The organism is Georgenia muralis (assembly GCF_003814705.1).
Classification (GTDB): domain Bacteria; phylum Actinomycetota; class Actinomycetes; order Actinomycetales; family Actinomycetaceae; genus Georgenia; species Georgenia muralis.
In genome coordinates, this window is record NZ_RKRA01000001.1 from 588722 (window position 1) to 615100 (window position 26379).

At 73.4% G+C, this 26379-nt stretch carries 21 protein-coding genes, 1 tRNA gene and 1 pseudogene; 6 read left to right on the top strand and 17 right to left on the bottom strand.

Features of this window, described 5'->3' with window-relative positions:
* Positions 1-9: 9 nt before the first annotated feature.
* Positions 10-1062: a glycosyltransferase gene (locus tag EDD32_RS02580; protein ID WP_170175174.1), complete on the top strand. Its 1053-nt coding sequence runs from the start codon at positions 10-12 to the stop codon at positions 1060-1062.
* A 53-nt stretch (positions 1063-1115) separates the two neighbouring features.
* Here EDD32_RS02580 and pth read toward each other — a convergent pair whose 3' ends face one another.
* Positions 1116-1712 carry an aminoacyl-tRNA hydrolase gene (pth, locus tag EDD32_RS02585; protein WP_123914345.1) on the bottom strand — a complete coding sequence of 199 codons (597 nt, stop codon included), beginning with the start codon at positions 1710-1712 and terminating at the stop codon, positions 1116-1118.
* A 169-nt stretch (positions 1713-1881) separates the two neighbouring features.
* Positions 1882-2508 carry a 50S ribosomal protein L25/general stress protein Ctc gene (locus EDD32_RS02590; RefSeq protein WP_246005942.1) on the bottom strand — a complete coding sequence of 209 codons (627 nt, stop codon included), beginning with the start codon at positions 2506-2508 and terminating at the stop codon, positions 1882-1884.
* Between the two features lie 298 nt (positions 2509-2806).
* Here EDD32_RS02590 and EDD32_RS02595 point away from each other — a divergent pair, with 298 nt between their 5' ends.
* On the top strand, positions 2807-3508 hold the full coding sequence (locus EDD32_RS02595; RefSeq protein WP_123914349.1) for a dienelactone hydrolase family protein: 702 nt from the start codon (positions 2807-2809) through the stop codon (positions 3506-3508).
* A 128-nt stretch (positions 3509-3636) separates the two neighbouring features.
* Here the strand turns inward: EDD32_RS02595 and EDD32_RS02600 are convergent, their stop codons facing one another.
* From EDD32_RS02600 to EDD32_RS02615, 4 genes are all read right to left on the bottom strand, one after another.
* Positions 3637-4536: a type IV toxin-antitoxin system AbiEi family antitoxin domain-containing protein gene (locus EDD32_RS02600; RefSeq protein WP_123914351.1), complete on the bottom strand. Its 900-nt coding sequence runs from the start codon at positions 4534-4536 to the stop codon at positions 3637-3639.
* A gap of 333 nt (positions 4537-4869) precedes the next feature.
* Positions 4870-5850: a ribose-phosphate diphosphokinase gene (locus tag EDD32_RS02605; protein WP_123914353.1), complete on the bottom strand. Its 981-nt coding sequence runs from the start codon at positions 5848-5850 to the stop codon at positions 4870-4872.
* The gene (gene glmU, locus EDD32_RS02610; protein ID WP_123914355.1) at positions 5847-7496 is read right to left on the bottom strand and encodes a bifunctional UDP-N-acetylglucosamine diphosphorylase/glucosamine-1-phosphate N-acetyltransferase GlmU; all 1650 of its coding nucleotides are present in this window, start codon (positions 7494-7496) and stop codon (positions 5847-5849) included. Before glmU ends, EDD32_RS02605 begins: the two co-directional genes overlap by 4 nt.
* A gap of 78 nt (positions 7497-7574) precedes the next feature.
* Positions 7575-7646: transfer RNA gene (locus tag EDD32_RS02615), tRNA-Gln, on the bottom strand.
* A 135-nt stretch (positions 7647-7781) separates the two neighbouring features.
* Here EDD32_RS02615 and EDD32_RS02620 point away from each other — a divergent pair.
* Positions 7782-8378: pseudogene (locus tag EDD32_RS02620) on the top strand (TetR/AcrR family transcriptional regulator); the annotation flags it as partial.
* Positions 8379-8544: 166 nt separating this feature from the next.
* On the opposite strand, the gene EDD32_RS02625 reads toward EDD32_RS02620, so the two are convergent.
* On the bottom strand, positions 8545-8892 hold the full coding sequence (locus tag EDD32_RS02625) for a hypothetical protein (RefSeq protein ID WP_123914357.1): 348 nt from the start codon (positions 8890-8892) through the stop codon (positions 8545-8547).
* Positions 8893-9016: 124 nt separating this feature from the next.
* Between EDD32_RS02625 and EDD32_RS02630 the strand changes: the two genes are divergently transcribed.
* The gene (locus EDD32_RS02630; RefSeq protein ID WP_123914359.1) at positions 9017-9679 is read left to right on the top strand and encodes a MarR family winged helix-turn-helix transcriptional regulator; all 663 of its coding nucleotides are present in this window, start codon (positions 9017-9019) and stop codon (positions 9677-9679) included.
* Positions 9680-9735: 56 nt separating this feature from the next.
* Here EDD32_RS02630 and EDD32_RS02635 read toward each other — a convergent pair whose 3' ends face one another.
* Positions 9736-11628 (bottom strand): ABC-F family ATP-binding cassette domain-containing protein, encoded by a 1893-nt coding sequence (locus EDD32_RS02635; protein WP_123914361.1) that lies wholly within the window; start codon positions 11626-11628, stop codon positions 9736-9738.
* 173 nt (positions 11629-11801) lie between these two features.
* The gene (locus tag EDD32_RS02640; protein WP_123914363.1) at positions 11802-12239 is read right to left on the bottom strand and encodes an SRPBCC family protein; all 438 of its coding nucleotides are present in this window, start codon (positions 12237-12239) and stop codon (positions 11802-11804) included.
* Positions 12240-12542: 303 nt separating this feature from the next.
* Here EDD32_RS02640 and arfA point away from each other — a divergent pair, with 303 nt between their 5' ends.
* Positions 12543-14090: an arabinosylfuranosidase ArfA gene (gene arfA, locus EDD32_RS02645; protein ID WP_123914365.1), complete on the top strand. Its 1548-nt coding sequence runs from the start codon at positions 12543-12545 to the stop codon at positions 14088-14090.
* Positions 14091-14105: 15 nt separating this feature from the next.
* Here arfA and EDD32_RS02650 read toward each other — a convergent pair whose 3' ends face one another.
* A complete protein-coding gene (locus EDD32_RS02650; RefSeq protein ID WP_123914367.1) occupies positions 14106-15353 on the bottom strand; it encodes an IS256 family transposase in 1248 nt (415 codons plus the stop codon).
* Between the two features lie 347 nt (positions 15354-15700).
* Between EDD32_RS02650 and EDD32_RS02655 the strand changes: the two genes are divergently transcribed.
* A complete protein-coding gene (locus EDD32_RS02655; protein WP_425459471.1) occupies positions 15701-17077 on the top strand; it encodes an IS1380 family transposase in 1377 nt (458 codons plus the stop codon).
* A 152-nt stretch (positions 17078-17229) separates the two neighbouring features.
* On the opposite strand, the gene EDD32_RS02660 is transcribed toward EDD32_RS02655, so the two are convergent.
* The 7 genes from EDD32_RS02660 to metG form a co-directional block, all read right to left on the bottom strand.
* Complete coding sequence (locus tag EDD32_RS02660) at positions 17230-18444, bottom strand: IS110 family RNA-guided transposase (protein WP_123914369.1); 1215 nt, start codon at positions 18442-18444, stop codon at positions 17230-17232.
* Positions 18445-18738: 294 nt separating this feature from the next.
* Complete coding sequence (locus tag EDD32_RS02665; protein WP_123914371.1) at positions 18739-19674, bottom strand: 4-(cytidine 5'-diphospho)-2-C-methyl-D-erythritol kinase; 936 nt, start codon at positions 19672-19674, stop codon at positions 18739-18741.
* Complete coding sequence (gene rsmA, locus EDD32_RS02670) at positions 19671-20579, bottom strand: 16S rRNA (adenine(1518)-N(6)/adenine(1519)-N(6))-dimethyltransferase RsmA (RefSeq protein WP_123914373.1); 909 nt, start codon at positions 20577-20579, stop codon at positions 19671-19673. The genes EDD32_RS02665 and rsmA overlap by 4 nt, the downstream gene beginning before the upstream one ends.
* A 129-nt stretch (positions 20580-20708) precedes the next feature.
* Positions 20709-21938, bottom strand: a complete 1230-nt coding sequence (locus tag EDD32_RS02675; protein ID WP_123914375.1) for a resuscitation-promoting factor — start codon at positions 21936-21938, stop codon at positions 20709-20711.
* Positions 21939-22182: 244 nt separating this feature from the next.
* Positions 22183-23349 (bottom strand): resuscitation-promoting factor, encoded by a 1167-nt coding sequence (locus EDD32_RS02680; RefSeq protein ID WP_123914377.1) that lies wholly within the window; start codon positions 23347-23349, stop codon positions 22183-22185.
* Between the two features lie 263 nt (positions 23350-23612).
* On the bottom strand, positions 23613-24548 hold the full coding sequence (locus EDD32_RS02685) for a TatD family hydrolase (RefSeq protein ID WP_123914379.1): 936 nt from the start codon (positions 24546-24548) through the stop codon (positions 23613-23615).
* Positions 24548-26347, bottom strand: coding sequence for a methionine--tRNA ligase (gene metG / locus EDD32_RS02690; RefSeq protein WP_123914381.1), 1800 nt, complete (start codon positions 26345-26347; stop codon positions 24548-24550). Before metG ends, EDD32_RS02685 begins: the two co-directional genes overlap by 1 nt.
* Positions 26348-26379 lie beyond the last annotated feature (32 nt).

A 26379-nucleotide genomic window follows, 5' to 3' on the forward strand; every position in this document is an offset into this window, starting at 1 on the left:
TTCTTCACCATGACGACGGGACGCACGCTGCTGGTGGCCTCGACCGGTGGGCATCTCGAACAGCTCCACCGGCTCCGCAGCAGGTTCCGCCCCGTGCTCGGTGAGGTGGAGTGGGCGACCTTCGACGATCCTCAGGCTGAGTCGTTGCTGGCCGGAGAGGTCGTGCACACGGTGCCCTACATCCCGCCGCGCGGGTACGCACAGGTGGCCCGCGCCGTCCCCACGGCGGTGAAGCTGCTCTCGGGCGGCAGGTTCGCACGCATGATCAGCACCGGCTCGGGGATCGCGCTCGCGTTCGTGCCGGTGGCCCGGTCCTTCGGGGTCGCGGCCCACTACGTCGAGAGCGCCGCCCGGGCCGAGGGTCCCAGCATGACCGGCCGCCTGGTCTCGCACGTGCCAGGCACACGCCTGTACGCGCAGTACCCCTCGTGGGCGGGCCGCTCGTGGCAGTACCGGGGCTCGCTCTTCGACGACTTCCGTCCGGCGCAGCGGGCGGTGACGTCGACGCAGGCCAAGCGCGTGGTGATCACCCTCGGCACGATGCGGGGGTACGGCTTCCGGCGGGCGGTCGAGCACCTGGTCAGGGTCGTGCCCCACGTACTGGCCGGAGACGCTCAGGTGTTGTGGCAGGTGGGCTGCACCGACGTCTCCGGCCTTCCCGTCGACCCACGCACGGAGGTGCCCTCCGCCGAGCTGCACCGGGCGATCGCCGAGGCCGACCTGGTGGTGGCCCACGCGGGCATCGGCTCGTGCCTGGCGGCTCTGGACGCCGGGCGCTGCCCGGTGATAGTCGCCCGGCAGCCGGAGCTGGGCGAGCACGTCGACGCCCATCAGCGCATGATCGCGGCCGAGCTGGACCGGCGCGGGCTTGCGGTGTGGCGGCGTCCGGAGGAGCTGACTGCAGCCGACCTGGTCACCGCCATGAGCCGTACCGTCGAGCGGCTGGACACCCCGGGGCCGTTCGCCCTGGCCGACACGTTGCGCGACGCCCGGACCACCGGGCATCACGGCGCCCACGTGGCGGACCACACGCCGCGTCGCCCCTTGCGCCGGGCCTCGTGACCGCCTCCGCGTCACCCCCTTTGCACCGGGCCTCGTGACCGGCCCGGAGCCGCTCAACGCGCGGCTGTGTGCAGCTGTTGCTGCGCCTTCTCCAGACCTAGGACGACGACGTTCTCGATCACGTCCGCGGCCTCCTCCAGGGTGACACCGAGACCGGGCCGCTCGGCGACGGCGAAGTCGCGCAGCACGAAGTCGGCCGCCTCCATGCGGCCCGGCGGACGTCCGATGCCCACACGCAGCCGCACGTAGTCCTTCGCGCCCAGCGCCGAGGAGATCGACCGGAGGCCGTTGTGGCCGCCCTCGCCGCCGTCGCGCTTGAGCCGCAGCGTCTCCGCCGGCAGGTCGAGCTCGTCGTGGACCACGAGCAGCTGCTCAGGGCCGACGTCGTAGAAGCGGGCGAGCGCGGCGACCGAGGCCCCCGAGACGTTCATGTACGACGCCGGCTTGGCCAGGACCACGCGGGGTCCGGGAGCGCCGCCCGGCAGAGTTCCCAGGCGGCCGTCGAGGACCTGCGCCCTGGCCTTGTGCGTGGTGAACGTGCCGCCGATCCGGCTCGCGAGCACGTCGAGGACCATCTGCCCCACGTTGTGGCGGTTACCTGCGTACTGCGGCCCCGGGTTCCCCAGGCCGACGACGAGCCACGGACTCATGCTCTCCCTCTCCTCCGGCGCCGTCACCCTCGTGGGGGTGCCGCCGCCCCATCCTCTCGTGGGACGCGCCCGCGTGCAGCATCCGCCGGGGACGCCCTCGCGGGGGAACGACGCGCGCCCAGGCCGGGGGGCCTGGGCGCGGTGCCGTGCGGTGCGGTGCGGGGAAGCCTCAGGCCTCCTCGGACCCCTCACCGGCAGAGGCGGCCGGGGCAGCAGCGGTCTCGCCCTCGGCGGCCTCGGTCTCCTCCTCCTCGGCGCGCGGGGTGGAGATGAGGACGACGATCGTCTCGGGGTCGGCGTCGATCGTGGCGCCCTCGGGGCGCGGGATGTCGGCGATGCGGACCTGCGCGCCGTCCTCGAGGCCCTCGACCGAGATGACGATCTGCTCGGGGATGGACGTCGCCGGGACCGTGACGGTCAGCGTCTGCTGCTCGACCTGGTGGATGGTCCCGGGGGCCGACTCGCCCTCGACGTGGACCGGGATCTCGACGGTGACGCGCTCGCCCTTGCGGACGACCACGAAGTCGATGTGCTCGATGGTGCGGCGGACCGGGTCGCGCTGGATGTCCTTAGCGAGCGCGAGCTGCTCGCCACCCTCGATGTCGAGGTTGATGAGCGCGTTGGCGTGACCCTTGACCGCGAGGAAGGTCTCGTGGGAGGGCAGGGCGAGGTGCTGGGGGTCGGTGCCGTGCCCGTAGAGGACGGCGGGGATGAGGCCGCTGCGGCGGGCGCGCCGGGCGGCGCCCTTGCCGAACTCGGAACGGATGGTCGCAGAGAGCTTGATCTGGTCAGCCACGGGGGTCTCCTCGGGGGCGTTCGGGTTTCTCGATGGGCGGTGGGCCTCAGCGTGGGACGTCGTACGGACGGCGCAACGAGGCACCACCGCGTCGATCACGGAACCGGGGGCTCCGCAGGTGCGGTGCCCGGAGCCTGCTGGCCCGTCCGGCGTCCCTCGCCGAGGCAACCTGCACATCTTAGCCGCTCCCCGCGGGGTGGCGGTAACCGGGCGTTGTGGGGTCGACCGGGAGCGCCTCGGCGAGATCGCCGCCAGACTGTGGCAGTGGGCGGGCGCCGTCCCGCGTGAAGGAGCCTTGATGACCGACCAGCCGACGAGCGTGACGATCCCCACAGACGACGGCGACATGCCTGTTCACCTCTGGCTCCCGCCGTCGGGCACCGGTCCCGGACTCGTGGTGCTGCAGGAGATCTTCGGCGTGAGCCGCTACGTCCGGTCGCGCTCGGCCGACCTTGCCGCGCTGGGGTACGTCGTGATCGCGCCGGAGATCTACTGGCGGCTCGACGACGCCGGGTTCGACGAGTCGGGTGAGGACTTCCTCGAGCGCGCGATGGGTCTCGTCGCCCGGCTCGACCGGCCGCGTGCCGTCGCCGACGCCGTCGCTGCGCTCGGGGCGCTGCGCGGCCGGGCCGAGGTCACCGGCGGCGCCGGCGTCCTGGGGTTCTGCTTCGGCGGGGGCCTGGCGTTCGAGGTCGCCGCCCGCGCGGACCCGGACGTCCTCGTCGCCTACTACGGCTCCGCCCTGCCGCAGCTGCTCGACCTCGCACCGGCCGTGCGCGCGCCGAGCCTGCACCACTTCGGCACGGAGGACGCCTACATCCCGATGGCGACCGTCGAACGGATCCGCGAGGCCGTCGCGGGTCCCGGGGTCGAGCTCCGGCTGCACGAGGGCGCCGGTCACGCCTTCGACAACCCGCACCCGATGTTCCACCACGCCCGCGCGAGCGCCGAGGCGTGGGCCCAGACGACCGACTTCCTCGCCCGCCGCATGCCCGTGTAAGGGCCACCACCTCATCGGCCACCGCGTGCAGCCCCCCCGGGGGGGGTACCCACCGAGGCGGCCAGGGCCCACCGCACGAGGGCCGTCCACCTCTGGCCACCGCGTGCCGGCGGCCGACGGCGGCGGTCTCAGCGGGCCACCACGCCGACGCGGGCCATGACGGCACGGAAGCGGTCGACGTCCCAGGCGTCGGTCCACGTCCACCGGACGACGCCACCGACGACCAGCCGGAGCCGGTCCTCCCGCTGCTTCTCCCGCCACAGGACCTCGGTCCCGCCGGCTCCGTACTTCGTGCGGCCGTCGAACTCGCCGGCAAGGCGCAGGCTCTCCCACCAGAAGTCGGTCCGGGCCACGAAGCCGTCCGCGTCCCTGAACTCGCGCTGGAGCTCGGGCAGAGGAAGCCCGAGCTCCATCATGCGAGCACGGCTGACGGACTCCCCCACCGACTCCGACCGGCCGTCGGCGGCCAGCACCACCGCCCGTGCACGCCGCGCACCCCTGGCACCGTTGACCTGGTCGAGCTCGACCATCAGGTCCTCACGCGTCGCTGCGCCCGTGCGGAGCGCATGGTCCGCAGCAGGCAGCGCGGAGGCCAGGGGGCGACCACGTGCGAGGTCGACGACGGTCCGGGCGACGGATGTGACGAGCACGCCGCCGACCGAGGTCACGGAGGGGATCGTCTGCACGCGGTGCCGCCGGATCCCGGCGGACGACCGCCCTCCCCGGGCGGCATCGGAGGTCACGTGCACCTGCTGCGGAGCCGGCCCGACGATCGGTAGCCCGTGGAGCACAGCGGCCGACTCGTGCGACAACACGGCCGGGCCGCGCAGCACGTCCAGCGTGCCCAGAACGAGGTACCGGTGCCGCTCGGACACCGTTGCCGCCCGCCACCGCTCACGCTCGACGTACGTCCCACGCCGCACCCGAAGCAGGTCCGGCCGTCTGGACGCCCTGTCGCGCGAGACCGCCGTGGCGGGATCCGCCCGACCGAGACGGACCAGCCCGCGAGGTACGTGCGTCGTCGCCATGCGGAGGAGGCTCGCAGCACGGACCCGCGGCTCATGCCTCCACTGTGGACAACCACACCGCGCGCGACCTTGGGGATTGCCCGCAGCGCTCACGCGCGGTGCGCCAGTGATCCCTTGGTGACCGAACGATCCCTTGGTGACCGAGTGATCCCCGCACACCACTCTCACTCGGCACCAGAGGGATCGCTCGCGCGCACGACCTCCCGCCCACGCCACCAGAGGGATCGCTCGCGCGCACGACCTCCCGCCCACGCCACCAGAGGGATCGCTCGCGCGCACGACCCCCCGCCCACGCCACCAGAGGACCGCACGCTCGCGAGGACCCCGATCGGCTCAGGCGTTGCCCTCGAACAGCGAGGTGACGGACCCGTCGTCGAACACCTCGCGGATCGCGCGGGCGAGCAGCGGGGCGATCGGTAGCACCGTCAGCTGGGGGAAGTGCTTGTCCGCGCTGATCGGGAGGGTGTCGGTGACGACCACCTCGCGCGCGCCGGACTCGGAGAGCCGCTGCGCCGCGGGGTCGGAGAGCACCCCGTGCGTCGCGGCGACGATGACGTCGGAGGCGCCCGCCGCGAGGACCACCTTGACCGCCTCGGCGATCGTGCCACCGGTGTCGATCATGTCGTCCACGAGCACGGCGGTGCGGCCCTTGACGTCGCCGACCACCCGGTTGGCCACCGACTGGTTCGGCCGGCTGATGTCGCGGGTCTTGTGCACGAACGCCAGCGGCACCCCGCCCAGGCGTGCCGCCCACTGCTCGGCCACGCGGATACGGCCGGCGTCCGGGGAGACCATCGCCGCGTTGGCGGTGTCGATCCGGGTCCGGACGTAGTCGGTGAGGATCGGCATGGCCCACAGGTGGTCCACCGGACCGTCGAAGAACCCCTGGGACTGCGCGGCGTGCATGTCGATGCTCAGCAGCCGGTCCGCCCCCGCGGTCTTGAACAGGTCGGCCACGAGACGCGCGGAGATCGGCTCACGCCCGCGGTGCTTCTTGTCCTGCCGCGCGTAGGGGTAGAAGGGCGCCACCACCGTGATCCGCTTGGCCGAGCCGCGCTTGAGGGCGTCGACCATGAGCAGCTGCTCCATGAGCCACTGGTTGATCGGCGAGGTGTGCGACTGCAGGACGAACACGTCCGAGCCACGCACCGACTCGTTGAAGCGCACGTAGATCTCGCCGTTGGCGAAGTCGTACGCCGAGGTCGGCAGCAGGTCGATGCCCAGCTCCTGCGCGACGTCCGCCGCGAGCTGAGGGTGGGCGCGGCCGCTCACCAGGACCAGCCGCTTCTCACCCTGGGTGATGATGCCCGTCATCGGACGCTGTCTCCTTCTGCCGAGGTACCCGGGACCGTGTGGTCCCGCGGGGTCGTGGAGCTGCCCTGGGCGCGGCGCGCGCGCTCGGCCCGGGCCTGGGGGGAGAGCCCGCCCGGGGCCACACCGGCGTCCGCGTCGGCCTCGGACATCCCGAGCGCCCGGGCCGCGGCGCGCGCTGCGGCCGTGCCCGGCCGACGCCGGAAGACCCAGCCCTCGATGATGCGCTGGGAGGCGCCCGTGACGGAGAGCGCGCCCGGCGGCACGTCCTCGCGCACCGTCGTGCCCGCGCCCGTGTAGGCGCCGTCGCCGACGGTCACGGGCGCGACGAACATGTTGTCCGAGCCGGTGCGGGCGTGCGCGCCGATCCGGGTGCGGTGCTTCTCCACGCCGTCGTAGTTGACGAACACGGAGGACGCGCCGATGTTCGTGCCCTCGCCGATGTCGGCGTCACCGACGTAGGTCAGGTGCGGCACCTTGGCGCCGGCGCCGATCCGGGCGTTCTTCACCTCGACGAAGGTGCCGATCTTGCCCCCGCTGGCCAGGTGGGTCCCCGGCCGCAGGTAGGCGAACGGCCCGACGTCGACGCCGTCCTCGAGGACCGCCGACGAGCCGTGCGTGCGGCAGACGGTCGCCCCGGCGCCGACGGTGACGTCGGTGAGCGTCGTCTCGGGCCCGAGCGTCGAGCCCTCGCCCACGCTCGTCGACCCGTGCAGCTGGGTACCGGGCAGGAGGGTCACGTCACGGGCGAGCTCGACGTCGACGTCGACCCAGGTCGTCGCGGGGTCCACCACCGTCACGCCCGCCCGCATCCACTCCTCCACCGTGCGCCTGTTGAGCTCGACGCCGAGCGCCGCGAGCTGGGCGCGGTCGTTGACGCCCTCGACCAGCCAGGAGTCCTCCACCGAGATGGCCTGGACCCGCAGCCCCTTGCCGTGGGCGAGCGCCACGACGTCGGTGAGGTAGACCTCGCCCTGGTCGTTGGCGCGGCCGACGCCGCCGAGCGCCTCGCGCAGCACGGCGGCGTCGAAGACGTAGGTGGAGGTGTTGATCTCGCGGATCTCCCGCTGGGCGTCCGTGGCGTCGCGCTCCTCGACCACGCCGACGACGGCGCCCGTGCCCGCCTCGCGCAGGATCCGCCCGTAGCCGTACGGGTCCTCGACCGTCGTCGTGAGCACCGTGACGGCGTTGACGTCCTCGGTGTGGGCGCGCAGGAGCTCACCGAGGGTGTCCGCGTCGAGCAGGGGCGTGTCCCCCGCCATGACGACGACGGCGCCCGACAGCACCGGCGGCTCCGCGGAGTGGTCGGGGACGCCCGGGCCCTCGTGCCCCGCGACCGCGGCGCCGAGCGTGACGGCGTCGAGCGCCCCGAGCGCCACCTGGACGGCCCGTCCGGTACCCGGCACGGCGTCCTGGTCGACGATCATGACGCCGGGGTCGACCTCACGGGCGTGGGCGGCGACGGCGTCGCGGCCGTGCCGCACGACCACGGCCAGACGCGCCGGCGCCAGACCACGCGCGGCCGTGAGGGCGTGCCCCAGGAGGCTGCGGCCCCCGATCCGGTGCAGCACCTTGGGGGTGCGCGACTTCATGCGGGTGCCCTCACCTGCGGCGAGGACGATGACGGCAGCAGGTTGGGTCGGGCTCACGCCGGCTCCCTCGGATCTCCGCCCGTGATCGCCCCGGGCGTCGTGCACGGATCACTCTAGCGGCGTCCGGACGACCGGCTCCGCCCCCAGGATTCGAACCCGGACCGCAAGGCACCAAAGGCCTGCGTGCTGCCGTTACACCAGGGCGGACCGCGCGTGCGCGCCCGACAAGTGTGCCAGCACCGGGCACCGTCCCCGCCGCCGGGGGTCTGGTTCGCCCCTGCCCCTTGCTGCGCACGGCATGATGGGGGGATGTCCGAGCCGCGCCGCGCCCCACGGGTGCGCATGACCGGGAGCCAGCGGCGCGAGCAGCTGGTGACGGTCGGGCGCGCGCTCTTCGCCGAGAAGGGCTTCGAGGGCACCTCGGTGGAGGAGATCGCCGCACGGGCGGACGTCTCCAAGCCGGTGGTGTACGAGCACTTCGGCGGCAAGGAGGGCATCTACGCCGTCGTCGTCGACCGCGAGGTGCAGCGCCTGCTGGGCATGCTCACCGAGCAGCTCAGCTCCGGCGGCCACCCCAAGGACGTCGTCGAGCGGGCGGCCCTGGCCCTGCTGGACTACATCGAGGACAACACCGACGGCTTCCGCATCCTCGTGCGCGACTCCCCGGTCGCGCAGGCGACCGGGACGTTCTCCTCGCTCATCGGCGACGTCGCGAGCCAGGTCGAGCACCTCCTCGGCGCCCAGTTCCGCGGCCGCGGACTCGACCCGGAGGCCGCCCCCATGTACGCGCAGATGCTCGTCGGTCTCATCGCGCTCACCGGGCAGTGGTGGCTCGAGGCCCGGCATCCGGCCAAGCGGGACGTCGCGGCCCACATCGTCAACCTCGCCTGGAACGGGCTCTCGGGCCTGCAGCGCGACCCGCACCTGCGTTCGCCGGAGTCCGGCCCGCGGGCACAGCGGCCCTCGCGCGCGCCGACGCCCGCCGAGCCGACGCCCGGCCCGTCGACATCCGGTCCGTCGACACCCGGTCCGTCGACGCCGAACCCGTCGACACCCGGCCCGTCGACATCCGGACCGTCGATGCCGTCCGCGCCGGCGTAGCCGCTCAGCCGAGCGGCCACCCCGGAACGAGCGTGTCATAGTCGAAGAACCGGCTCGCCACCACGTGCAGGGCCACGTAGTACGCGCCCACCGCCAGGTACGTCAGCACCAGCTTGGGCAGGGTCGACTGCAGGAGGACCAGCATCAGCAGGGCGGCCGCCACCAGCGGGACGGCGACCACCGCCGTTGCCGAGCCGCCCAGCATGGTCGTCACGACGCCGAGCGTCACGACGGCGAACCCGACGGCGGCTGCCTCGAACCAGCGCAGGCGGCGGAACAGCGAGCGGTCACCGAGGAAGACACTCAGGGCCGTCAGCGCCACGGCCACCGCGTACACGACGAGGTCCGGCATGGGCACATCATGTCCGCGACAGCCGTCGCCGTGGGGGACGTTCGGCTCAAGATTTCGGCAAGAACCCCGCCCTCTCGCCGGGGCGCACCCCGCGAGGTCTCTCGACGTCAAGTAATCTTCGAGGATGAGCGCAGCGCAGCCGAACGGGATCGCCGTCCCTGAGGGCGCCCGTCCCGCGGCCGCCGAGGCAACCGCGCCCACCGGCGCCGGTCCCGGGGCGGCCGACGCGCCCACCGTCCCGGGCGAGGTCCGGCCCGCCGCAGCGGACGAGGTCGACCGGATCGTGGCCGCCTGGCAGCGCGAGCGCCCCGACCTCCAGCCGCTGCCGCTGCACATCTTCTCCCGCGTCACCCGGCTCGCCCGGCACCTCGACCTCGCCCGGCGGGCGGCCTTCGCCCGCCACGGCATCGAGGCGTGGGAGTTCGACGTGCTCTCGGCGCTGCGCCGCGCCGGCGAGCCCTACGAGCTCACCCCCGGCCGCCTCATCGCCGAGACGCTCGTCTCGTCCGGGACCATGACGAACCGGATCGACCGGATGGTCGACCACGGCCTCGTCGTGCGGGCCGCGGACACCCAGGACCGTCGCGTGGTCAAGGTCCGCCTCACCGCCGAGGGCCGCGCACGGGTCGACGCCGCGATGTCCGCGCTCCTGGCGTCCGAGCGGGAGCTCCTCGCCGGGCTCTCCACCGAGGACCACGACCGCCTGCGCGACCTGCTCCGCGCGGTCCTGCTGCCCTTCGACCGCGGCCCCGTCCCGCCGGCGCGGCCCGGCGATCCGTCCGCCTGACCGGCACGTCGCCACCGCCGGTCCCCGCCCTGCCGGCCGGCTCGTCACGGCGGGTGCTACCCCGCCGCCTCGGCGGCGAGCAGCCACTCCTCCTCGAGGCCCTCGTGCTCGGCCTCGGCCGCCCGCGTCTCGGCGGAGAGGGTGGTGAGCCCGTCGACGTCGCCCGCGGCCGAGGCGGCAGCGAGCCGGTGGTGCAGGTCGTCGATGCGCGCGGACACCTTCGCGAGCTGGCGCTCGAGCCGGGCCATCTCCTTGCGGGCGGCCCGCTGCTCGGCGGGCGTGAGGCCGCCGGGGCCGGTGTCGATCCCGGCTGTGCGGTCGTCGGCGACCGGGCCCGGCGCCGCAGCCGAGTGCCGCTCGAGCCTGTGGCGCAGCTGCAGGTACTGGTCGATGCCGCCGGGCAGGTCGCGGACCGAGCCGTCGCCGAGCAGCGCGACCTGGTGGTCGGTGACCCGCTCGAGGAGGTAGCGGTCGTGGCTGACGACGACGAGGGTGCCCGGCCACCCGTCGAGGAGGTCCTCGACGGCGGCGAGGGTGTCGGTGTCGAGGTCGTTCGTGGGCTCGTCGAGGAGGAGAACGTTGGGCTCGGCGACGAGCAGACGCAGCAGCTGCAGGCGCCGCCGCTCCCCGCCCGAGAGGTCCGCGACGCGCGTCCAGGCCCGTTCACGGGTGAAGCCCAGGCGCTCGACGAGCTGGCCGGCGGTCAGCTCCTTCCCGCCGACCTCGACCCGCCCGCGGACCTCCTCGACCGCCTCGATGACCCGCAGGTGCGCAACGTCGTCGAGCTCGCGGGTCTCCTGCGACAGCTGGGAGACCTGCACCGTCTTGCCGCGCCGCACCCGACCCGCCGTAGGGTGCTGCGTCCCGGCGAGCAGGCGCAGCAGGGTGGACTTGCCGGCGCCGTTGACCCCGACGATGCCCACCCGCTCCCCGGGCGCGAGGCGCCAGGTGACGTGGTCGAGCACGACGCGGGTGCCGTCGCCCACGCCCGCGCCGGCGCCGACCCCCTCGCCGGGCCGCAGCGGGTAGGTGACGGTGACGTCCTCGAGGTCGAGCACGTCCTTGCCGAGCCGGGCGGTGGCGAGCCGGGTCAGCTCGAGGGGGTCGCGCGGGGGTGGCTCGTCGGCGATGAGCGCGGCGGCGGCGTCGAGGCGGAACTTCGGCTTCGAGGTCCGCGCCGGCGCACCGCGGCGCAGCCAGGCGAGCTCCTTGCGCACGAGGTTGACGCGCTTGTCCTCCATGACGGCGGCGGTGCGGGCCCGTTCGGCACGCGCCAGCATGTACGCGGCGTAGCCGCCGTCGTAGGTCTCGACCCGGCCCGCGACGGGCGAGCGACCCCCCACGCCGTCGTGGCCGGGCACGACCTCCCAGACCCGGGTGCAGACGGCGTCGAGGAACCAGCGGTCGTGGGTGACGACGACGAGGGCGCCGGTGCCGCGCGAGTACCGCTCCTGCACGTGCCGGGCGAGCCAGTCCACGCCCTCGACGTCGAGGTGGTTGGTGGGCTCGTCGAGGATGAGGACCTCGGCGGGGGTGGTGAGGACCCGGGCCAGGGCCACGCGTCGCCGCTGCCCGCCGGAGAGGGTCCCGACGTCGGCGTCGAGCCCGACGTCGGCGAGAAGGCCCTCGTGGATGTCGCGGACCGACGCCTGGGAGGCCCAGACGTGCTCGTCGACGCCGGGGTGGACGACGTCGCGCACGCGGGTGCCGGGCGCCAGGTCGTCGGCCTGGTCCAGGACCACCACCCGGGTGCCGCCCGCGCGGGTGACCCGCCCCGTGTCCGGGGTGGTCACCCCCGCCAGGACCCGCAGCAGGGTGGACTTCCCGGCGCCGTTGCGCCCGAGCACCCCCACGAGCATCCCGTCGTCCAGGCCCAGCGTGATCTCGCCGAGCAGCGGGCGCGAGCCCACGACGACGCCCACGCCCTCGATCCCGAGCAGGTGCGCCATCTAGCGGATCTCCCTCGTCGTCATGGGCACCAGTGTCCCAGGACCGCACGGGCGGGGACGACGGCGCGGCCCGGCGCGGGAGCCGAGGCCTGAGCTGCCCGCCCGACCCGGGCGCGAGCAAGCGCGCGCCCCGGGCGCGGGGTCGGGCTCGGGGCCGGGCTCGGGGCCGGGGCTCAGCGGTGCCGGAGACGCTCGGTCAGACGCACGAGGTCCTTGGTCATCGCGCGCCTCATCGCCGTCGCCATGACGGGGGCGGCGACCTTGGCGAAGCCGCTCGGGGTACCCCGGTTGCGCAGCCTCATCCGGGTGCCGCCGGGCACCGGTTCCCAGGTGTAGGTGGTCTCCATCGGGAACGGGCCGTCGGCGGTGCGCATGACCAACCGTCGCCCCGGCTCGAGCCCGACCACCTCGTAGGTGTAGCTCAGCCGGCGCCCGAGGAAGGTGGCCACGAAGTCCATCCGCGACCCCAGCGCGAGCGGTGGCGGCGTCCGTCGGTCGACCGAGACGATGTTGGCGTACCAGGTCGGTGCGTTCCCCGGGTCGCCGGCGTAAGCCGCGACCACCTCGGGTGGGTACGGGATGACGGCCTCCACCTCGACGTCGACGTCCATGCCACCGAGTATGCGCCCGGGCCGGGGGCGCCTCGCATACCCCGTGCACCGCGCGCACCCGGGGCACCGCACACCGGGGGGCAGCTCGCACACCCGGGGCACCCGAGCCGCCCGGGCCGAGCGTCGCCGGGACTGCGACGAGCGAGCCCCGCTCGGCGCCCCGGGCGTCCGTCCGCCGAGTCGCGGTAGGGTGCGGAAAGCGCTCGCCAAACGGTGGCTTGACCGGACAAACTCGGGCGCGGACCGTTTCATCCCGAGCGGCGGACACCCGCCCAGCCGACAGCCGCAGACGAAGGAGTCCCCTTGGCCAGCTCGACCGCCGCGACCACCGGCACCGAAGCCGTTCCCGCCGACGATGCGGCCCGCGCCACCGCCGCAGCCACAGCCGGAGCCGGAGCCGCGGAGCGTGCCGGCGCCACCCTCGTCCTCGACCCGGCCTTCAGCGTCGGTCCCGTCCGCCGGCGGACCTTCGGCGCGTTCGTCGAGCACCTGGGTCGCTGCGTCTACACCGGCATCCACGACCCCGGTCACCCCACCGCCGACGAGGACGGCTTCCGCGGCGACGTCATCGACCTCACGCGCGAGCTCGGCGTCTCCACGGTGCGCTACCCGGGCGGCAACTTCGTCTCGGGGTACCGGTGGGAGGACGGTATCGGTCCGGTCGACCGGCGCCCGGCCCGGCTGGACCTGGCGTGGCACTCCACCGAGCCGAACACCGTGGGCGTGGACGAGTTCATGCGCTGGGCGAAGAAGGCCGGCGTCGAACCGATGATGGCGGTCAACCTGGGCACCCGCGGCGTCCAGGAGGCCCTGGACCTCCTCGAGTACTGCAACATCGCATCGGGCACCGCGTGGTCGGACCTGCGCCGGGCCAACGGCACCGAGGACCCCCACGGCGTGCGGATGTGGTGCCTCGGCAACGAGATGGACGGCCCCTGGCAGATCGGGCACAAGACCGCCGAGGAGTACGGCCGCCTCGCCACCGAGACGGCCCGCGCGATGCGGATGGTCGACCCGGGTCTGGAGCTCGTCGCGTGCGGCAGCTCCAGCACCTCGATGCCGACGTTCGGCGAGTGGGAGCGCATCGTCCTGACGGAGGCGTACGAGGTCGTCGACCTCATCTCGGCCCACGCGTACTACTGGGAGGAGGACGGCGACCTCGCGAGCTTCCTCGCCTCGGCCGTGAACATGGACCGGTTCATCGACGACGTCGTGGCCACCGCCGACGCCGTCCGCGCCGCCCGCAAGCTCGACAAGCGCATCCACATCTCCTTCGACGAGTGGAACGTCTGGTACCTCAACGCGTCCCCGTCCCAGGCCCCGAAGGACGACTGGCCCGTCGCCCCGCCCCTGCTCGAGGACCACTACTCCGTGGCCGACGCCGTCGTCGTGGGCGGGCTGCTCATCGCCCTGCTCCGGCACACCGACCGGGTGCACTCGGCCAGCCTGGCCCAGCTCGTCAACGTCATCGCCCCGATCATGACCGAGCCGGGCGGGCGGGTGTGGCGGCAGACGACGTTCCACCCCTTCGCGCTGACGTCGCGGCACGCGGCCGGGCAGGTCCTGCGGGTCAAGCTCGACTCCCCCACGCACGAGACCGCCAGGTTCGGCGAGACCCCGCTCGTCGACGCCGTCGCCACGCACGACGCCGACTCGGGCGAGGTCGTCGTGTTCGCGGTGAACCGGCACACCACCGAACCGGTCACCGTCGAGGTGGACGTGCGGGCCTTCGGCGCTCTCGGCGTGACCGAGGCGCTGACCCTGTCCAGCGACGACCCCTACGCCAGGGCGAGCGCCGACGACGACACCTCCCGGTCAAGTCCTCTGGAGTGGTGTACGGGTTCGGCGTGATTCCTTCGTGGGGTGTTAGGCGCTGATGGCGCCTGTGGGGGTGTTCTCCTCCTGTCCGGTCTCGGTGGTGGTGATGAGGGTCAGACGGGCTTTGGCGAGGGCGTCGAGGCCGAAGTAGCGGCGGCCTTCGGCCCATTCGTCGTGCTGCTCGGCGAGCACGGCCCCGACGAGGCGGATGATGCTGGTCCGGTCGGGGAAGATCCCGACGACGTCGGTGCGGCGGCGGATCTCGCGGTTGAGGCGCTCGTTGGGGTTGTTGGACCAGATCTGGCGCCACAGGGCCTTGGGGAAGCCGGTGAAGGCCAGGATGTCGCCGCGGGCGTCGTCGAGGTGGGCGTGGACGTCGGGCAGCTGGGTCTGGACGGCGTCGAGGAGCTTGTCGAACTGGGCCTGGACGGCGGGGGCGTCGACCTGGTCGTAGACCGAGTGCAGCATGGCCTTCACGGCCGGCCAGGACGCCTTGGGGCACTTGGCCATGAGGTTCGCCGCGTAGTGCGTGCGACACCGCTGCCACGCCGCCCCGGGCAGGGTCGCCCCGATGGCCTCGACCAGGCCGGCGTGGGCGTCGGAGGTCACGAGCTTGACCCCGGTCAGGCCCCGGGCAACGAGGTCACGGAAGAAGGCGAGCCAGCCGGCCCCGGACTCGGCCGTGGCGACCTGGACACCGAGGACCTCGCGGTGGCCGTCGGCGTTGACGCCGGTGGCGACCAGGACGGCGACCTTGACCACCCGGCCACCCTCGCGGACCCGCATCGTGAGCGCGTCCGCGGCGAGGAACGTGTACGGGCCGGCGTCCAGCGGCCGGGTGCGGAAGTCCTCGACCTGGGCGTCGAGATCCTTGGCCATCTGTGAGACCTGCGACCTGCTCAGCCCGGTGATCCCCAGGGTCTGGACGAGCTTGTCCATCCGCCGGGTGGAGACGCCCAGGAGGTAGCAGGTCGCCACCACGGTGGTCAGGGCCGCCTCGGCGCGGCGGCGCCGCTCGAGGAGCCAGTCGGGGAAGTAGGACCCGGTGCGCAGCTTCGGGATCGCGACGTCGATGGTCCCGGCGCGGGTGTCGAAGTCGCGGTGGCGGTAGCCGTTGCGCCGGTTGGTGCGCTCGTCCGAGACCTGCCCCCACGCTGCACCACACACGGCGTCGGCGTCGGCGGAGAGCAGGGCGTTGATGAACGTGGTGAGCAGCTGGCGCAGCAGGTCCGGGGACGCCTGGGCAAGGTGGTCCTGGAGAATCCGGGCAGGGTCGATACTGGAAGGAGCGGTCATCGCAGTCGGTCCTTTTCGAGAGTGCTGTGGAAGGTTCACTCGAAGGATCACGCGGTGACCGCACTCGTCTACGACGACACGCTCACCGAGCTACCGGTACACCACTCTGCTGGACGCAACTCACCTCCCTGGCGCCGACGCCGAACGAGACCGCCACGGCCGAGGGCGGAGCCGTCCGCATCGAGCTCCCGCCGGTGTCGTGGAGCGTCATGCGGCTGGCGCCGGCCGGCGCCTGAGCCCTGATCCACCGGTGTGGTGAGCGTGGCGTAGAACGAGAATGCCCTTCTGGGCAGGGAGGATCTGGATTACGACGTCTAGATCCGACCACCCGGAAGGGCATCTCGTAAGTGAAACCCTCTCACACGATTCGACCGGTCTTCGATGAGTCCAATCTGGTGTCGGCGGCGGGTCTGGTCCCGGCCCTGCGGCTGGCGGAGTCCGCGGGTTTGTACGGCCTGGTCGAGGGGTTGACGGTGCCCTCACCCAACGCGGGGGTGAAGACGGCGAGTGTGGTCGGCGGGATGCTCGCCGGTGCGGACTCCATCGATGACCTGGACCTGTTGCGCCATGGCGGGATGGGCCGGGTCTTCGACGGGGTCCGGGCACCCTCGACGTTGGGCACGTTCCTGCGATCGTTCACCCACGGTCACGTCCAGCAGCTCGACAAGGTCAGCGGTGCGCTGCTGGCAGGGCTCGCTCGACAGGTTCCCGCCCTGGTGAACAGCGGCGCGAGGGCGCAGGGCATCGCGTTCGTCGATGTCGACGACACGATCCGGGAGGTCCACGGCTACGCCAAGCAGGCCGCGGCGTACGGCTACTCCGGGGTCCGGGGCCTGAACGTCCAGCTCGCCACTCTCTCCACGGAGGTGGCGGCGCCGGTGATCGTCCGGGCCCGGCTACGGCGCGGCAACGTCGCCTCGCACACCGGCGCCGGCCAGCTCCTCGCCCAGGCCCTGGGGACCGCCCGCGCCGCGGGCGTGAGCGGACCGGTGCTGTGCCGGGCGGACTCGGCGTACTACGGCCACGCCTTCGTCGCCACCGCCCTGCGCCACGGGGTGTGGTTCTCGGTGACCGTGCGGATGAACCCCCAGGCCAAGGCGGCCATCGCGGGCATCGGCGAGGACGCCTGGACCCCGATCAGGTACCCGCACGCGGTCTGGGACGAGGCCGAGCAGCGGTGGGTCTCCGACGCCGAGGTCGCCGAGGTCCCCTTCGTCGCGTTCACCTCCCGCCGCAAGGCCGAGCAGGTGACCTGCCGACTGATCGTGCGCCGCGTCCGACGGCTCCAGCCCCTGGCCGGTGACGGCAGCGAGCAGGGCGAGCTGTTCGCGGCCTACCGCCACCACGCGTTCATCACCAACTCCGACCTGGACACCATCGAGGCCGACCAGCGTCACCGGGGGCACGCGATCGTCGAGCAGGTCATCGCCGAGCTCAAGGACGGGCCCCTGGCGCACCTGCCGTCCGGGAAGTACGCGGCGAACGCGGCCTGGGTGGCGATGGCGACGATCGCGTTCAACATCGCCCGCGCCGCCGCCGTCGCCGCCGACATGGCCACCGCCCGGTGGGCCACCCTGCGCCGGAAGATCATCAACGTCCCCGCCCGGATCGCCACCACCGGCCGCCGGCTGATCCTGCACCTGCCCGCCCGCTGGGCCTGGGCCGAGCACTGGACCACCCTCCACACCGCCGCGACCGGGCCACCACCAGCCACCACGACCTGACCACCCAGCCCCCACGGGCACGACCCAAGGAACCCAAGAGTGGAAGAGCCGGCACAGACCGGCGGCCCCACCACGCCCACAAACCCGCCATCCCCAGCACGCCGCCCGAACAACGACCACCCGGCAGAATCGGTGGATTCTCAATGACTTTGTCAAGCCGTTTGGGCCATCGGTTCTCGCGAGGGTGGGGCGAGTTCGAAGGGTCGGTTGTCGCGGAGCAGGGCCCATAGGACGTCGACGCGTCGGCGCGCCAAGGCGATGAGCGCTTGGACGTGCCCGTGGCCTTGTCCGCGCTTCTTGAGGTAGTAGTCGCGGTTGGGGCCCTCGCGCATCATGGCGGCTGAGGCGGAGAGGTAGAACACTCTGCGCAGCTTGCGCGAGTAGCGCATCGGCCGGTGCAGGTTCCCGGTGCGCCGGCCAGAGTCCCGCGGGACCGGGACAAGCCCGGCGGCCGAGGCGAGCCGTCCGGCGTTCGCATAGGCGGCAAGGTCCCCTGCGGCGGCTACCAGCTCGGCACCGAGGATCGGTCCCATGCCGGGCAGGGACTCGATGATCTCGGCCTGGGGGTGCGCGCGGAAGGTGGTGGTGATCCGGGCGTCGAGGTCGGAGATCCGCGCGCCGAGCGCCAGGAGCTGAGCGGCGAGGTCGGCCACGATGCTGGCCGCCACATCCTGCCCGGGCACGACGGTCTGCTGGGCCTTGGCCGCACCGAGCGCAGCTGCAGCGATCTGGTCGGCGCTGCGCACCTTCCGCTTGACCAGCCATGCCCGCAACCGCGACTCACCCGTCCGGCGGATCGCCTGCGGCGTCTGGTAGCCCGTCAGCAGGACCAACGCACCCCGGCTATGGGCGTAGTCGAAGGACCGCTCCAGCGCAGGGAAGTAGCCGCTGAGCACGTCGCGGAGCCGGTTGACCACGCGGACCCGGTCACCGACCAGGTCGGTGCGGTGGGTCACCAGTAGCCGCAGCTCGGTCACCAGCGCGGTGGCGACCTCGACGTCCTGTAGATCGCCGCGGTGTCGCAGGGTCTCGGCGATGACGTAGGCATCGCGGGCGTCGGTCTTGGCCTCACCGCGGTAGGCGCTGGCCATCTGGTTCACCGTGCGGCCGGGGACGTATCTCACCCGCTGACCGTGGGCTGCCAGCAGTGCCAGCAGCAGTCCCGACATGGTCCCGGTGACGTCTACTCCCCAGACGACCTCGTCGGCGTGGCCAAGGACGCCGGCGATCGCGTCGAGGATGGCGGCCTCGTCGTTGACCACCTTCGTCGACCAGACTGTGGTGCCGGCCTCGTCGATCAGGCAGATCCAGTGATGACCCTTACCGACGTCGACACCAGCCCACCCGGGCGCGATCCGTTGCTTCATCAACTCCTCCTTCGAGCACACGAGCGATTGCCATGGCCCGAAGGAACACCCCGCCGACAGATCCGTAAACAGCGACCAGGACGCGCATCTCAATCAGCAGTCAAGGCGCCCCAGGAGGAACCGGGCGGCCAATCCATCGGAGCCATCAACGGGCGATCAAGGCTCAGCCACACCCAGCCCTCCCGGGCCACCCAAGAACTTACGGATCAGGGCTGAGCCGCCGCGGCCGGCGCCTGAGCCGCCACCGGGGCGCGAGCCCGTCCGCGACCGGCCGCGAGCCCGTCCACGTCCGCCCTACGGGCGGCGGCTGTGCACGTGCTCGAGCACCCGCGCGCCGGGCACCGGTCCGGTGACGAGGAGGATCTCCTTGGCCACCTCCGCGGCGCGCATGACCCCGGCGACGCTGACGGCGTGGGCGTGGTCCAGGGCCAGGGCCGCGACCGTCGGCCCCGAGCCGGACACCAGCGCGGCGAGCGCACCCGCGCGGTCGGCTGCGGCCAGGACGTCCCCGAGCTCGGGCCGCAGCTCCAGCGCCGCCTCCTGCAGGTCGTTGCCCAGCTGGCGGGAGAGCTGGATGGGGTCCCCGGAGAGCAGTGCGGCGAGGACGGCGTCGTCGAGGCGGGGGGCGGGGCCGTCGTCGAGGTCGAGGTGCTGCAGCTGGTCGTACTCGCGGAAGACCTCGGGGGTCGACAGGCCCTCGTCCTGCACGGCGAGGACCCAGTGGTAGGTGCCACGGCTCATGACCGGGGTGATGAGGTCGCCGCGACCGGTCCCCATCGCGGACATGCCGGTCAGGGCGAACGGGACGTCCGCGCCGAGCTCGGACGCGAGCTCGGCGAGCTCGTCACGCGAGAGGCCCGTCCCCCACAGCTGGTCGCAGGCGAGGAGGGTCGCGGCGGCGTCGGCCGAGCCGCCGGCCATGCCGCCGGCGACCGGCACCTGCTTCGTCAGGCTCAGGTGGGCCCCGGCGCGCGTGCCCGAGGTCTCACACAGGAGGACGGCGGCCCGGACGGCGAGGTTGGTGGCGTCGACCGGCAGGTCCTCACCGCGGCCGTGGATCTCCAGGCTGATGCCGTCCGCGCGGGTGGCGACGACGTCCTCGTAGAGGGAGACGGCCTGGAAGACGGTGGCGATCGGGTGGTAGCCGTCCGGGCGCGGGGCGCCGACGCGCAGGGCGAGGTTGATCTTGCCCGGCGCGCGGACCTGGACCGCGATGGGGGTGGCCGTCACGTGGCCAGCGTGCCAGAGGGTCCCCCGGGCCCGCGCGGGGAGGGCCGGTGCTCGGCGATCCGGGCGAAGTCGGCGATGGCGAGCTTCTCCCCTCGCTCGGACGGCTCGACCCCGGCGGCACGCAGCGCCTCCTCGGCAGCCGCGGGCGACCCGGCCCACCCGGCGAGGGCGGCTCGGAGGGTCTTGCGACGCTGGGCGAAGGCGGCGTCGACGACGGCGAAGACCTCCTCGCGGGTCGCCGTCGTCGCCGGTGCGGGGCGCCGGCGGAGCCGCACGAGCGCGGAGTCGACGTTGGGGACCGGCCAGAAGACCGTCCGGGAGATCGTGCCGGCGCGCTCGGCCGAGGCGTACCACGCGGCCTTGGCGGACGGGACGCCGTAGGTGCGCGAGCCGGGCGGGGCGGCGAGCCGGTCGGCGACCTCGGCCTGGACCATCACGAGGACGTCGGTGACGCTGGGCAGGTTGCGAAGCAGCGTGAGCAGCACCGGGACGGCGACGTTGTAGGGCAGGTTCGCCACGAGGCGGTTCGGCGCCACCGGGCCAGGCAGGTCGGCGGGGCCGCGCACGGTCATCGCGTCGGCGGTGAGAACGTCCAGGCGTCCGACGGCGTCGGGCATCCGCTCCGCGACCGTGGCCGCCAAGGCCCGGGCCAGCGGGGGGTCGATCTCGACGGCGACGACGTGCGCGCCCGCCTCGAGCAGCGCCAGGGTCAGCGAGCCCAGGCCCGGCCCGACCTCCAGGACGACGTCACCGGGGGCGACCCCGGCCGCCCGGACGATCCGCCGGACGGTGCCGGCGTCGTGGACGAAGTTCTGCCCGAGGGTCTTGGTGGGCCGCACGCCGAGGACGGTGGAGAGCCGGCGGACGTCGGCCGGGCCGAGCAGGCCGGGAGGTGTGTCGGGCACGTGGCGAGCCTACTGGGGGACGGGGCGGCGCCGCGGGCCCGGCCGTGACCTGCGCGCCCGCCACGACGGCGGCGCCCCGTCAGGGGCGCCGCCGGTTCGTGTGGTCTTCCGCGTTCGGAGCGGCTCCGGTCAGAGGAGGCCGAGCTTGGCGGCGCAGGCCGGCCACTGACCCCAGCCCGCGCGGGCCTGGAGGGTCTGGGCACGCATGGTCTGCTCCGCCGGCGAGGCCTGGGAGGGAAGGCCGGAGCCGCCCACGGAGGCCCAGGTGCTCAGGGAGAACTGGTAGAGCCCGTAGTAGAGCCCGTTCGCGCTCACCGCGGCGGGGTTGCCGCCGGACTCGCACTGGGCGAGCGAGGCCCACACGCCGCTGGTCGGCGCCGCCGGGGCGGACGGCGCGGGGGCCGCGGCCGGGGCGGGCGCGGAGGAGGTGGTGGGCGCGGGAGCCGGGGCGGGGGCCGGCGCGGGCGCGGGCGCGGGACGCTCCTTGGTGCCCACGGCGACGACCTTGTCCACCGGCGCGGTGGTGACCTCGTCGCCGGTCTGCGCCGAGTGCACCTCCTTGCCGTCGACGGTCACCGTGGAGAAGGTGAGGGTCCGGATGCCGGCCTGGCCCTCCTGGACCACCTTCGTCCGGCCCTCGTAGATCGCGTCATCGGCGCGCTCGACGACGGCGAAGTCGACCGGCTGCTCCTCGGTCCGCTCGCCCCGCACGACGCGGGTGACGACGACCTCGGGCGTGCCGTCCTCGGCGGAGCCGACGACGACGCGGTCGATGCGCGAGACCTCGACCTCCGCGGCCTCGAGGGCGTCCGCGAGGTACGCCTCGCCCTCGAGGGTGACGCTCTCGGTGGCGCCGTCGGCGACGACGTCGACCTCCCCGTCGATGACGAGCGGGAGGTCGAGCGCGTCGCGGGCCAGCGAGCGGGACGCCGCGACGGTGACGTCGCGACCGGACTCGAACATGCTCCGGACGAGCTCACCCTGGGTCTGCGCCGTCGTCCACACCTCCTCAGGCTTGCCGTCGACGTCGACCGTGACCTGGCGGGCCGTGCGGAAGACGATGTCGGCACCGTCGCGCAGGGCGGTGTCGGCGGCGGGCGCGAGGAGGTCCTGGCTGCGGACCTCGATGCCCTGCTCGTCCAGCAGACCCTGGACCGAGCCGGCGAACGTGGAGAGGGTGTGGGTCTGGCCGTTGATCTCGAGGTCGATGCTCTTGTGGGCCTGGGCCGCGACGGCGGAGCCGGCGACGAGGACCGGGACGATGCCCAGCGCCAGCCAGCCGAGGCGACGCCTGCGGGGAGCCTCGACGCTCGAGGCGGGGGTGGTGTGCTGCGGGTTGAGGGTGCTCTTGGAGCTCACGGGGTTCCTTCGACGCGGTGCCCGGTCACAGAGCGACGTCGGTGCTCGGCTCGCACCTCGGCGCGGCCGGCCGGCCCCGGGGCGGGGCGGCTCGACGTGTCGGTCTGATCCGGCTGTCGGGCGGGCCGGAGGAGGCCCACGGTGCGGCCCGAGCTGGCGGGCCGGAGGCAACCGTAACCGATTCGTTATCTTTCGGTCTACGTGCGTTGCACCACACGAGCGGACGCGGCGCTCGCGCCCGCACTCAGTACCAGTTGACCGCCTGCGACTGGGACCAGGCCGCGCACGGGGTGCCGTACCGGTCGCCGATGTAGTTCAGGCCCCACGTGATCTGAGTGGCCGGGTTCGTGAGGTAGTCCGCACCGACAGTGGCCATCTTCGACGCGGGCAACGACTGCGGGATGCCGTAGGCGCCGGAGCTCGGGTTCTTCGCCAGGGGGTTCCAGTTGGACTCCTTGGTCCACAGTGCGTCGAGGCAGCTGAACTGGTCGGCGCCCCAGCCCCGGGCGGCGGCGAGCTCGCGGCCGAGCGCGCGCGGGTCGCCGGAGTAGGTCGCCGCGGCAGGGGCAGGGGCAGGAGCGGAGCTCGCCGCCGCGGCGGGCGCCGGGGTCGGCTCGGGCTCGGGCGCCTTGGTGCCCACGCGCACGACCTCGTCGACCTTGACCGACGCGATGACGGAGGCGAGAAGCGTGCGCGAGAGCTCCTCGTCGCCGGCGCGGAGGATCTCGAAGGTCGACGTCGAGACGCCCTCGACCCCCTCGGTCTCGACCTCACGCTCACCCTCGGGCAGCGTCGGGTCGTCCTTCTCCACGGTGGCGAAAGGCTCGACCGTCTCCTCGGTGACCGTCTCGCTGGTGACCCGGGTGACCTCGACGGTCTCCCCGGCCGGCACGGCGCCGGAGATCGGGGCGGAGACGCGGTCGTCGGCGCCGAGGACGATGCCCGCCTCGTCGAGCGCTTCGGCCAGCGTGGCTGCCGTCGTCGTGATCTCGCGCTCCTCGCCGTCGACCGCCACGGTGAAGGTCCGGGCACCGTCGGCCTCGAGCGCCAGACGGCCTGCGATCTCGGAGCGGGAGGCGACGTCGCCGGCCCGCAGCGCCAGCGTGCCGCTCTCGGCGACCGCGACGTCGCCGGGGTCGGCGGGCTCGGCCGCGACCTGGGTGAGGGTGAAGGCTCCCGTACTGACGACGACGACGCCCAGCATACCCGCGCGCACGGCCTTGAGCGTGGCGCCGGAGGCGCGGGTCGGGGCGGCAGCCGCGGCGGGCGCTCGGTGCACCTGCCCGAGGGGCAGTGCCTCGGTGGGGTGGTCCCGGGTGGTGCGCAGGGCGCGACGCGACCCGGGGGTGGGGTCGCTCGGGACGGAGGCGGGCGTGCGGGCGCCGGAGCGCTCGGCAGTGTGACGAGCCAAGGTGAGGGGTCCTGTCCTGGAGGGGAAAGCCGGTTCCGGGGTCGACCGTAACCGATTCGTTATCTGGAGGGAAGCCGTCGGGTGGACAGCTGTCGATGTGACGTTCTCCACACGCGGACCGGACCAAGGTCCGTGGACTGCCCGGACAGCCAGCCCCACGCACGCCGCCACAGCGCTGACCTGCGACGACGCGGGCTCCCTCCGCTCGGCTCGGAGCGGACGGTTCCGCGACGGACACGGCGGACGCCCCGTACGCCGCTGCTCTACCAGGTGCCGTACACGGCGTCGGTGTTGGCGGTGAGCACGCGGCAGCTCTCGTCGAGCGGGAGCCGGAGCTGGTCCGCGATCGCCCGCACGGTGATCGGCATGACGTACGGGGCGTTGGGCCGCCCCCGGTACGGCGTGGGCGTGAGGTAGGGCGCGTCCGTCTCGACGAGCACGAGCGAGGCAGGCAGCGCCCGGAGCGCCGCGCGCAGCGAGTCGTTGGCCTTGTGCGTGACCGGGCCGGCGAAGGAGGCGTACCAGCCGTGCTCGGCGAGCACGCCCGCGAGCTCGGCGTCGCCGGAGAAGCAGTGGAAGACGGTGCGCTCGGGCGCACCGTCGGCGAGCAGGGTGGCCACGACGTCGGCGTGCGCGTCACGGTCGTGGATCTGCAACGGCTTGCCGAGCTCCTTGGCCAGGGCGATGTGGTCGCGGAAGGCCCGGAGCTGGTGGGCCCGCCCCTCCTCCCCCGTGCGGAAGTGGTCCAGCCCGGACTCCCCGACCGCCACGACGCGCTGGTCCCGCGCCAGCTCCGCCACGCGGGCGAACGCCTCGGCGAAGGACAGCACGTGGTGCTCGCGCACCGCCGGGTCCAGACCGTCCGGGGCGACCTCTCGCACCCCGGCGTGCAGCGGCGCCTCGTTGGGGTGGATGGCCAGCGCGGCCGCGATCTGCGGGTGGTCGTGGGCAAGACGGACGGACCCGGCGAGCGAGGGGACGTCGCACCCCACGGTGAGCACGCGCACCACGCCGGCCGTGGCCGCCCGCGCGAGCTGCTCGGCGGTGGTCAGCGGCGCCTCACCGGGCGGGAGGGCGACGTCGTCGTCGTCGACGGGCGTGCCGTCGTCGTCGAGGACGGGCAGGTGGGCGTGGTTGTCCACCACCGGGCCGGGCAGCGGCTCGGGCGGCTCCGGCCAGCCGCGGGACCCGCGCCCCATCAGCCCTGGCCGCGCAGGCGCGCGAGCTCGTCGTCGACGACGGAGTCGTCCAGCTTGGTGAAGACCGGTACGGGCTTGGCCACCGGCGTCCCGGGCGTCACCGGACGCGGGCCCCACACCGGGACGACGTCGCGGCCGTAGCTGCCGGTGATGACGGGGTACGGGTCGCCGCCGTCGAGGTCCTCGACCTCCTCGATCCGCGGCATGGGCGCGACGTCCCCCGGCCCGCCGAGGACCCGGTCGACGGCGTTGGCCGCGTGCGGCAGGAAGGGCGAGAGCATGACGTTGAGGTCGGAGACGGACTGGGCGAGGGTGTGCAGCACGGTGGCGAGGCGCTGACGCTGCTCGGGGGCCTTGAGCTTGAAGGGCTCGGTGCGGGTGACGTAGGTGTTCGCCTCCCCCACCAGCCGCATCGCCTCGGCCAGCGCGGCGCGCTGGCGGTGGGAGCCGATGGACTCACCGACCGTCGCGAAGCCCGCCCGGACCGTCTCGAGCAGCTCGGTGTCGATCGGCTCGAGCTCCCCGGGCGCGGGGATCTCGCCGAAGCTCTTCGCGATCATCGCCGCGGTGCGGTTGACGAGGTTGCCCCAGCCGGCGACGAGCTCGCCGTTGGTGCGCCGGACGAACTCGGCCCAGGTGAAGTCGCTGTCCTGGTTCTCCGGGCCGGCCGCGGAGATGAAGTAGCGCAGCGCGTCGGGCTGGTAGCGCGCGAGGACGTCGCGGACGTAGATGACGACGCCGCGGGAGGAGGAGAACTGCTTCCCCTCCATGGTGAGGAACTCGCTGGAGACGACCTCGGTGGGCAGGTTCAGGGTGCCGTAGGTGCCCGGCGCACCGCCGCGGTCACCCTCCCCGTTCTGCGCGAGGAGCTCGGCGGGCCAGATCTGGGAGTGGAAGACGATGTTGTCCTTGCCCATGAAGTAGTAGGACAGCGCCTCGGGGTCGTTCCACCACCGCCGCCACAGGTCGGGGTCGCCCTGGCGGCGGGCCCACTCGATCGAGGCGGAGAGGTAGCCGATGACGGCGTCGAACCACACGTACAGCCGCTTGGTGGGCTGGTCCTCCCAGCCCGGGACGGGGATGCCCCAGTCGATGTCGCGGGTCATCGCGCGGGGGCGGATCTCGTCGAGGATGTGCTGGGAGAACTTGATGACGTTGGGGCGCCAGGTGCCCGAGGCGGCACGGTCCTGCAGCCATGTCCCCAGCGCGCCGGCCAGCGCCGGCAGGTCGAGGAACCAGTGGTTGGTCTCGACGAACTCGGGCGTCTCGCCGTTGATCTTGCTGCGCGGGTCGATGAGGTCGGTGGGGTCGAGCTGGTTGCCGCAGTTGTCGCACTGGTCGCCGCGCGCCTCGGGGTAGGCGCAGATGGGGCACGTGCCCTCGATGTAGCGGTCGGGCAGCGTGCGCCCGGTCGAGGGGCTGATCGCGGCCTGGGTGGTCCTCTCGACCATGTAGCCGTTGTCGCGCACGGTCCGGAACATCTCCTGCACGACGGCGTAGTGGTTGCGCGTCGTCGTGCGGGTGAACAGGTCGTAGCTCAGGCCCAGTGCCACGAGGTCCTCGACGATGAGGCGGTTGTTGCGGTCGGCGAGCTCCTTGGCGCTGACCCCGGCGGCGTCCGCGGCGACGAGGATCGGCGTGCCGTGCTCGTCGGTGCCGGAGACCATGAGGACGTCGTGGCCGGCCATGCGCATGTAGCGGGAGAAGACGTCCGAGGGCACGCCGAACCCGGCGACGTGGCCGATGTGGCGAGGCCCGTTGGCGTACGGCCAGGCCACGGCGGAGAGGATGCGCGTCATGGCGACCAGCCTAGTTGCGGCGGGGCGGCCCA

Excerpts from the sequence above, each read along its gene's own strand:
- EDD32_RS02660 (WP_123914369.1), bottom strand. The coding sequence starts at position 18,444 with ATGAAGCAACGGATCGCGCCCGGGTGGGCTGGTGTCGACGTCGGTAAG.
- EDD32_RS02650 (WP_123914367.1), bottom strand. The coding sequence starts at position 15,353 with ATGACCGCTCCTTCCAGTATCGACCCTGCCCGGATTCTCCAGGACCAC.
- EDD32_RS02605 (WP_123914353.1), bottom strand. The coding sequence starts at position 5,850 with ATGACGGGCATCATCACCCAGGGTGAGAAGCGGCTGGTCCTGGTGAGC.
- EDD32_RS02685 (WP_123914379.1), bottom strand. The coding sequence starts at position 24,548 with ATGGGGCGCGGGTCCCGCGGCTGGCCGGAGCCGCCCGAGCCGCTGCCC.
- EDD32_RS02580 (WP_170175174.1), top strand. The coding sequence starts at position 10 with ATGACGACGGGACGCACGCTGCTGGTGGCCTCGACCGGTGGGCATCTC.
- EDD32_RS02630 (WP_123914359.1), top strand. The coding sequence starts at position 9,017 with ATGAGCGCAGCGCAGCCGAACGGGATCGCCGTCCCTGAGGGCGCCCGT.
- EDD32_RS02595 (WP_123914349.1), top strand. The coding sequence starts at position 2,807 with ATGACCGACCAGCCGACGAGCGTGACGATCCCCACAGACGACGGCGAC.
- EDD32_RS02640 (WP_123914363.1), bottom strand. The coding sequence starts at position 12,239 with ATGGACGTCGACGTCGAGGTGGAGGCCGTCATCCCGTACCCACCCGAG.
- EDD32_RS02600 (WP_123914351.1), bottom strand. The coding sequence starts at position 4,536 with ATGGCGACGACGCACGTACCTCGCGGGCTGGTCCGTCTCGGTCGGGCG.
- pth (WP_123914345.1), bottom strand. The coding sequence starts at position 1,712 with ATGAGTCCGTGGCTCGTCGTCGGCCTGGGGAACCCGGGGCCGCAGTAC.
- metG (WP_123914381.1), bottom strand. The coding sequence starts at position 26,347 with ATGACGCGCATCCTCTCCGCCGTGGCCTGGCCGTACGCCAACGGGCCT.
- EDD32_RS02625 (WP_123914357.1), bottom strand. The coding sequence starts at position 8,892 with ATGCCGGACCTCGTCGTGTACGCGGTGGCCGTGGCGCTGACGGCCCTG.
- EDD32_RS02635 (WP_123914361.1), bottom strand. The coding sequence starts at position 11,628 with ATGGCGCACCTGCTCGGGATCGAGGGCGTGGGCGTCGTCGTGGGCTCG.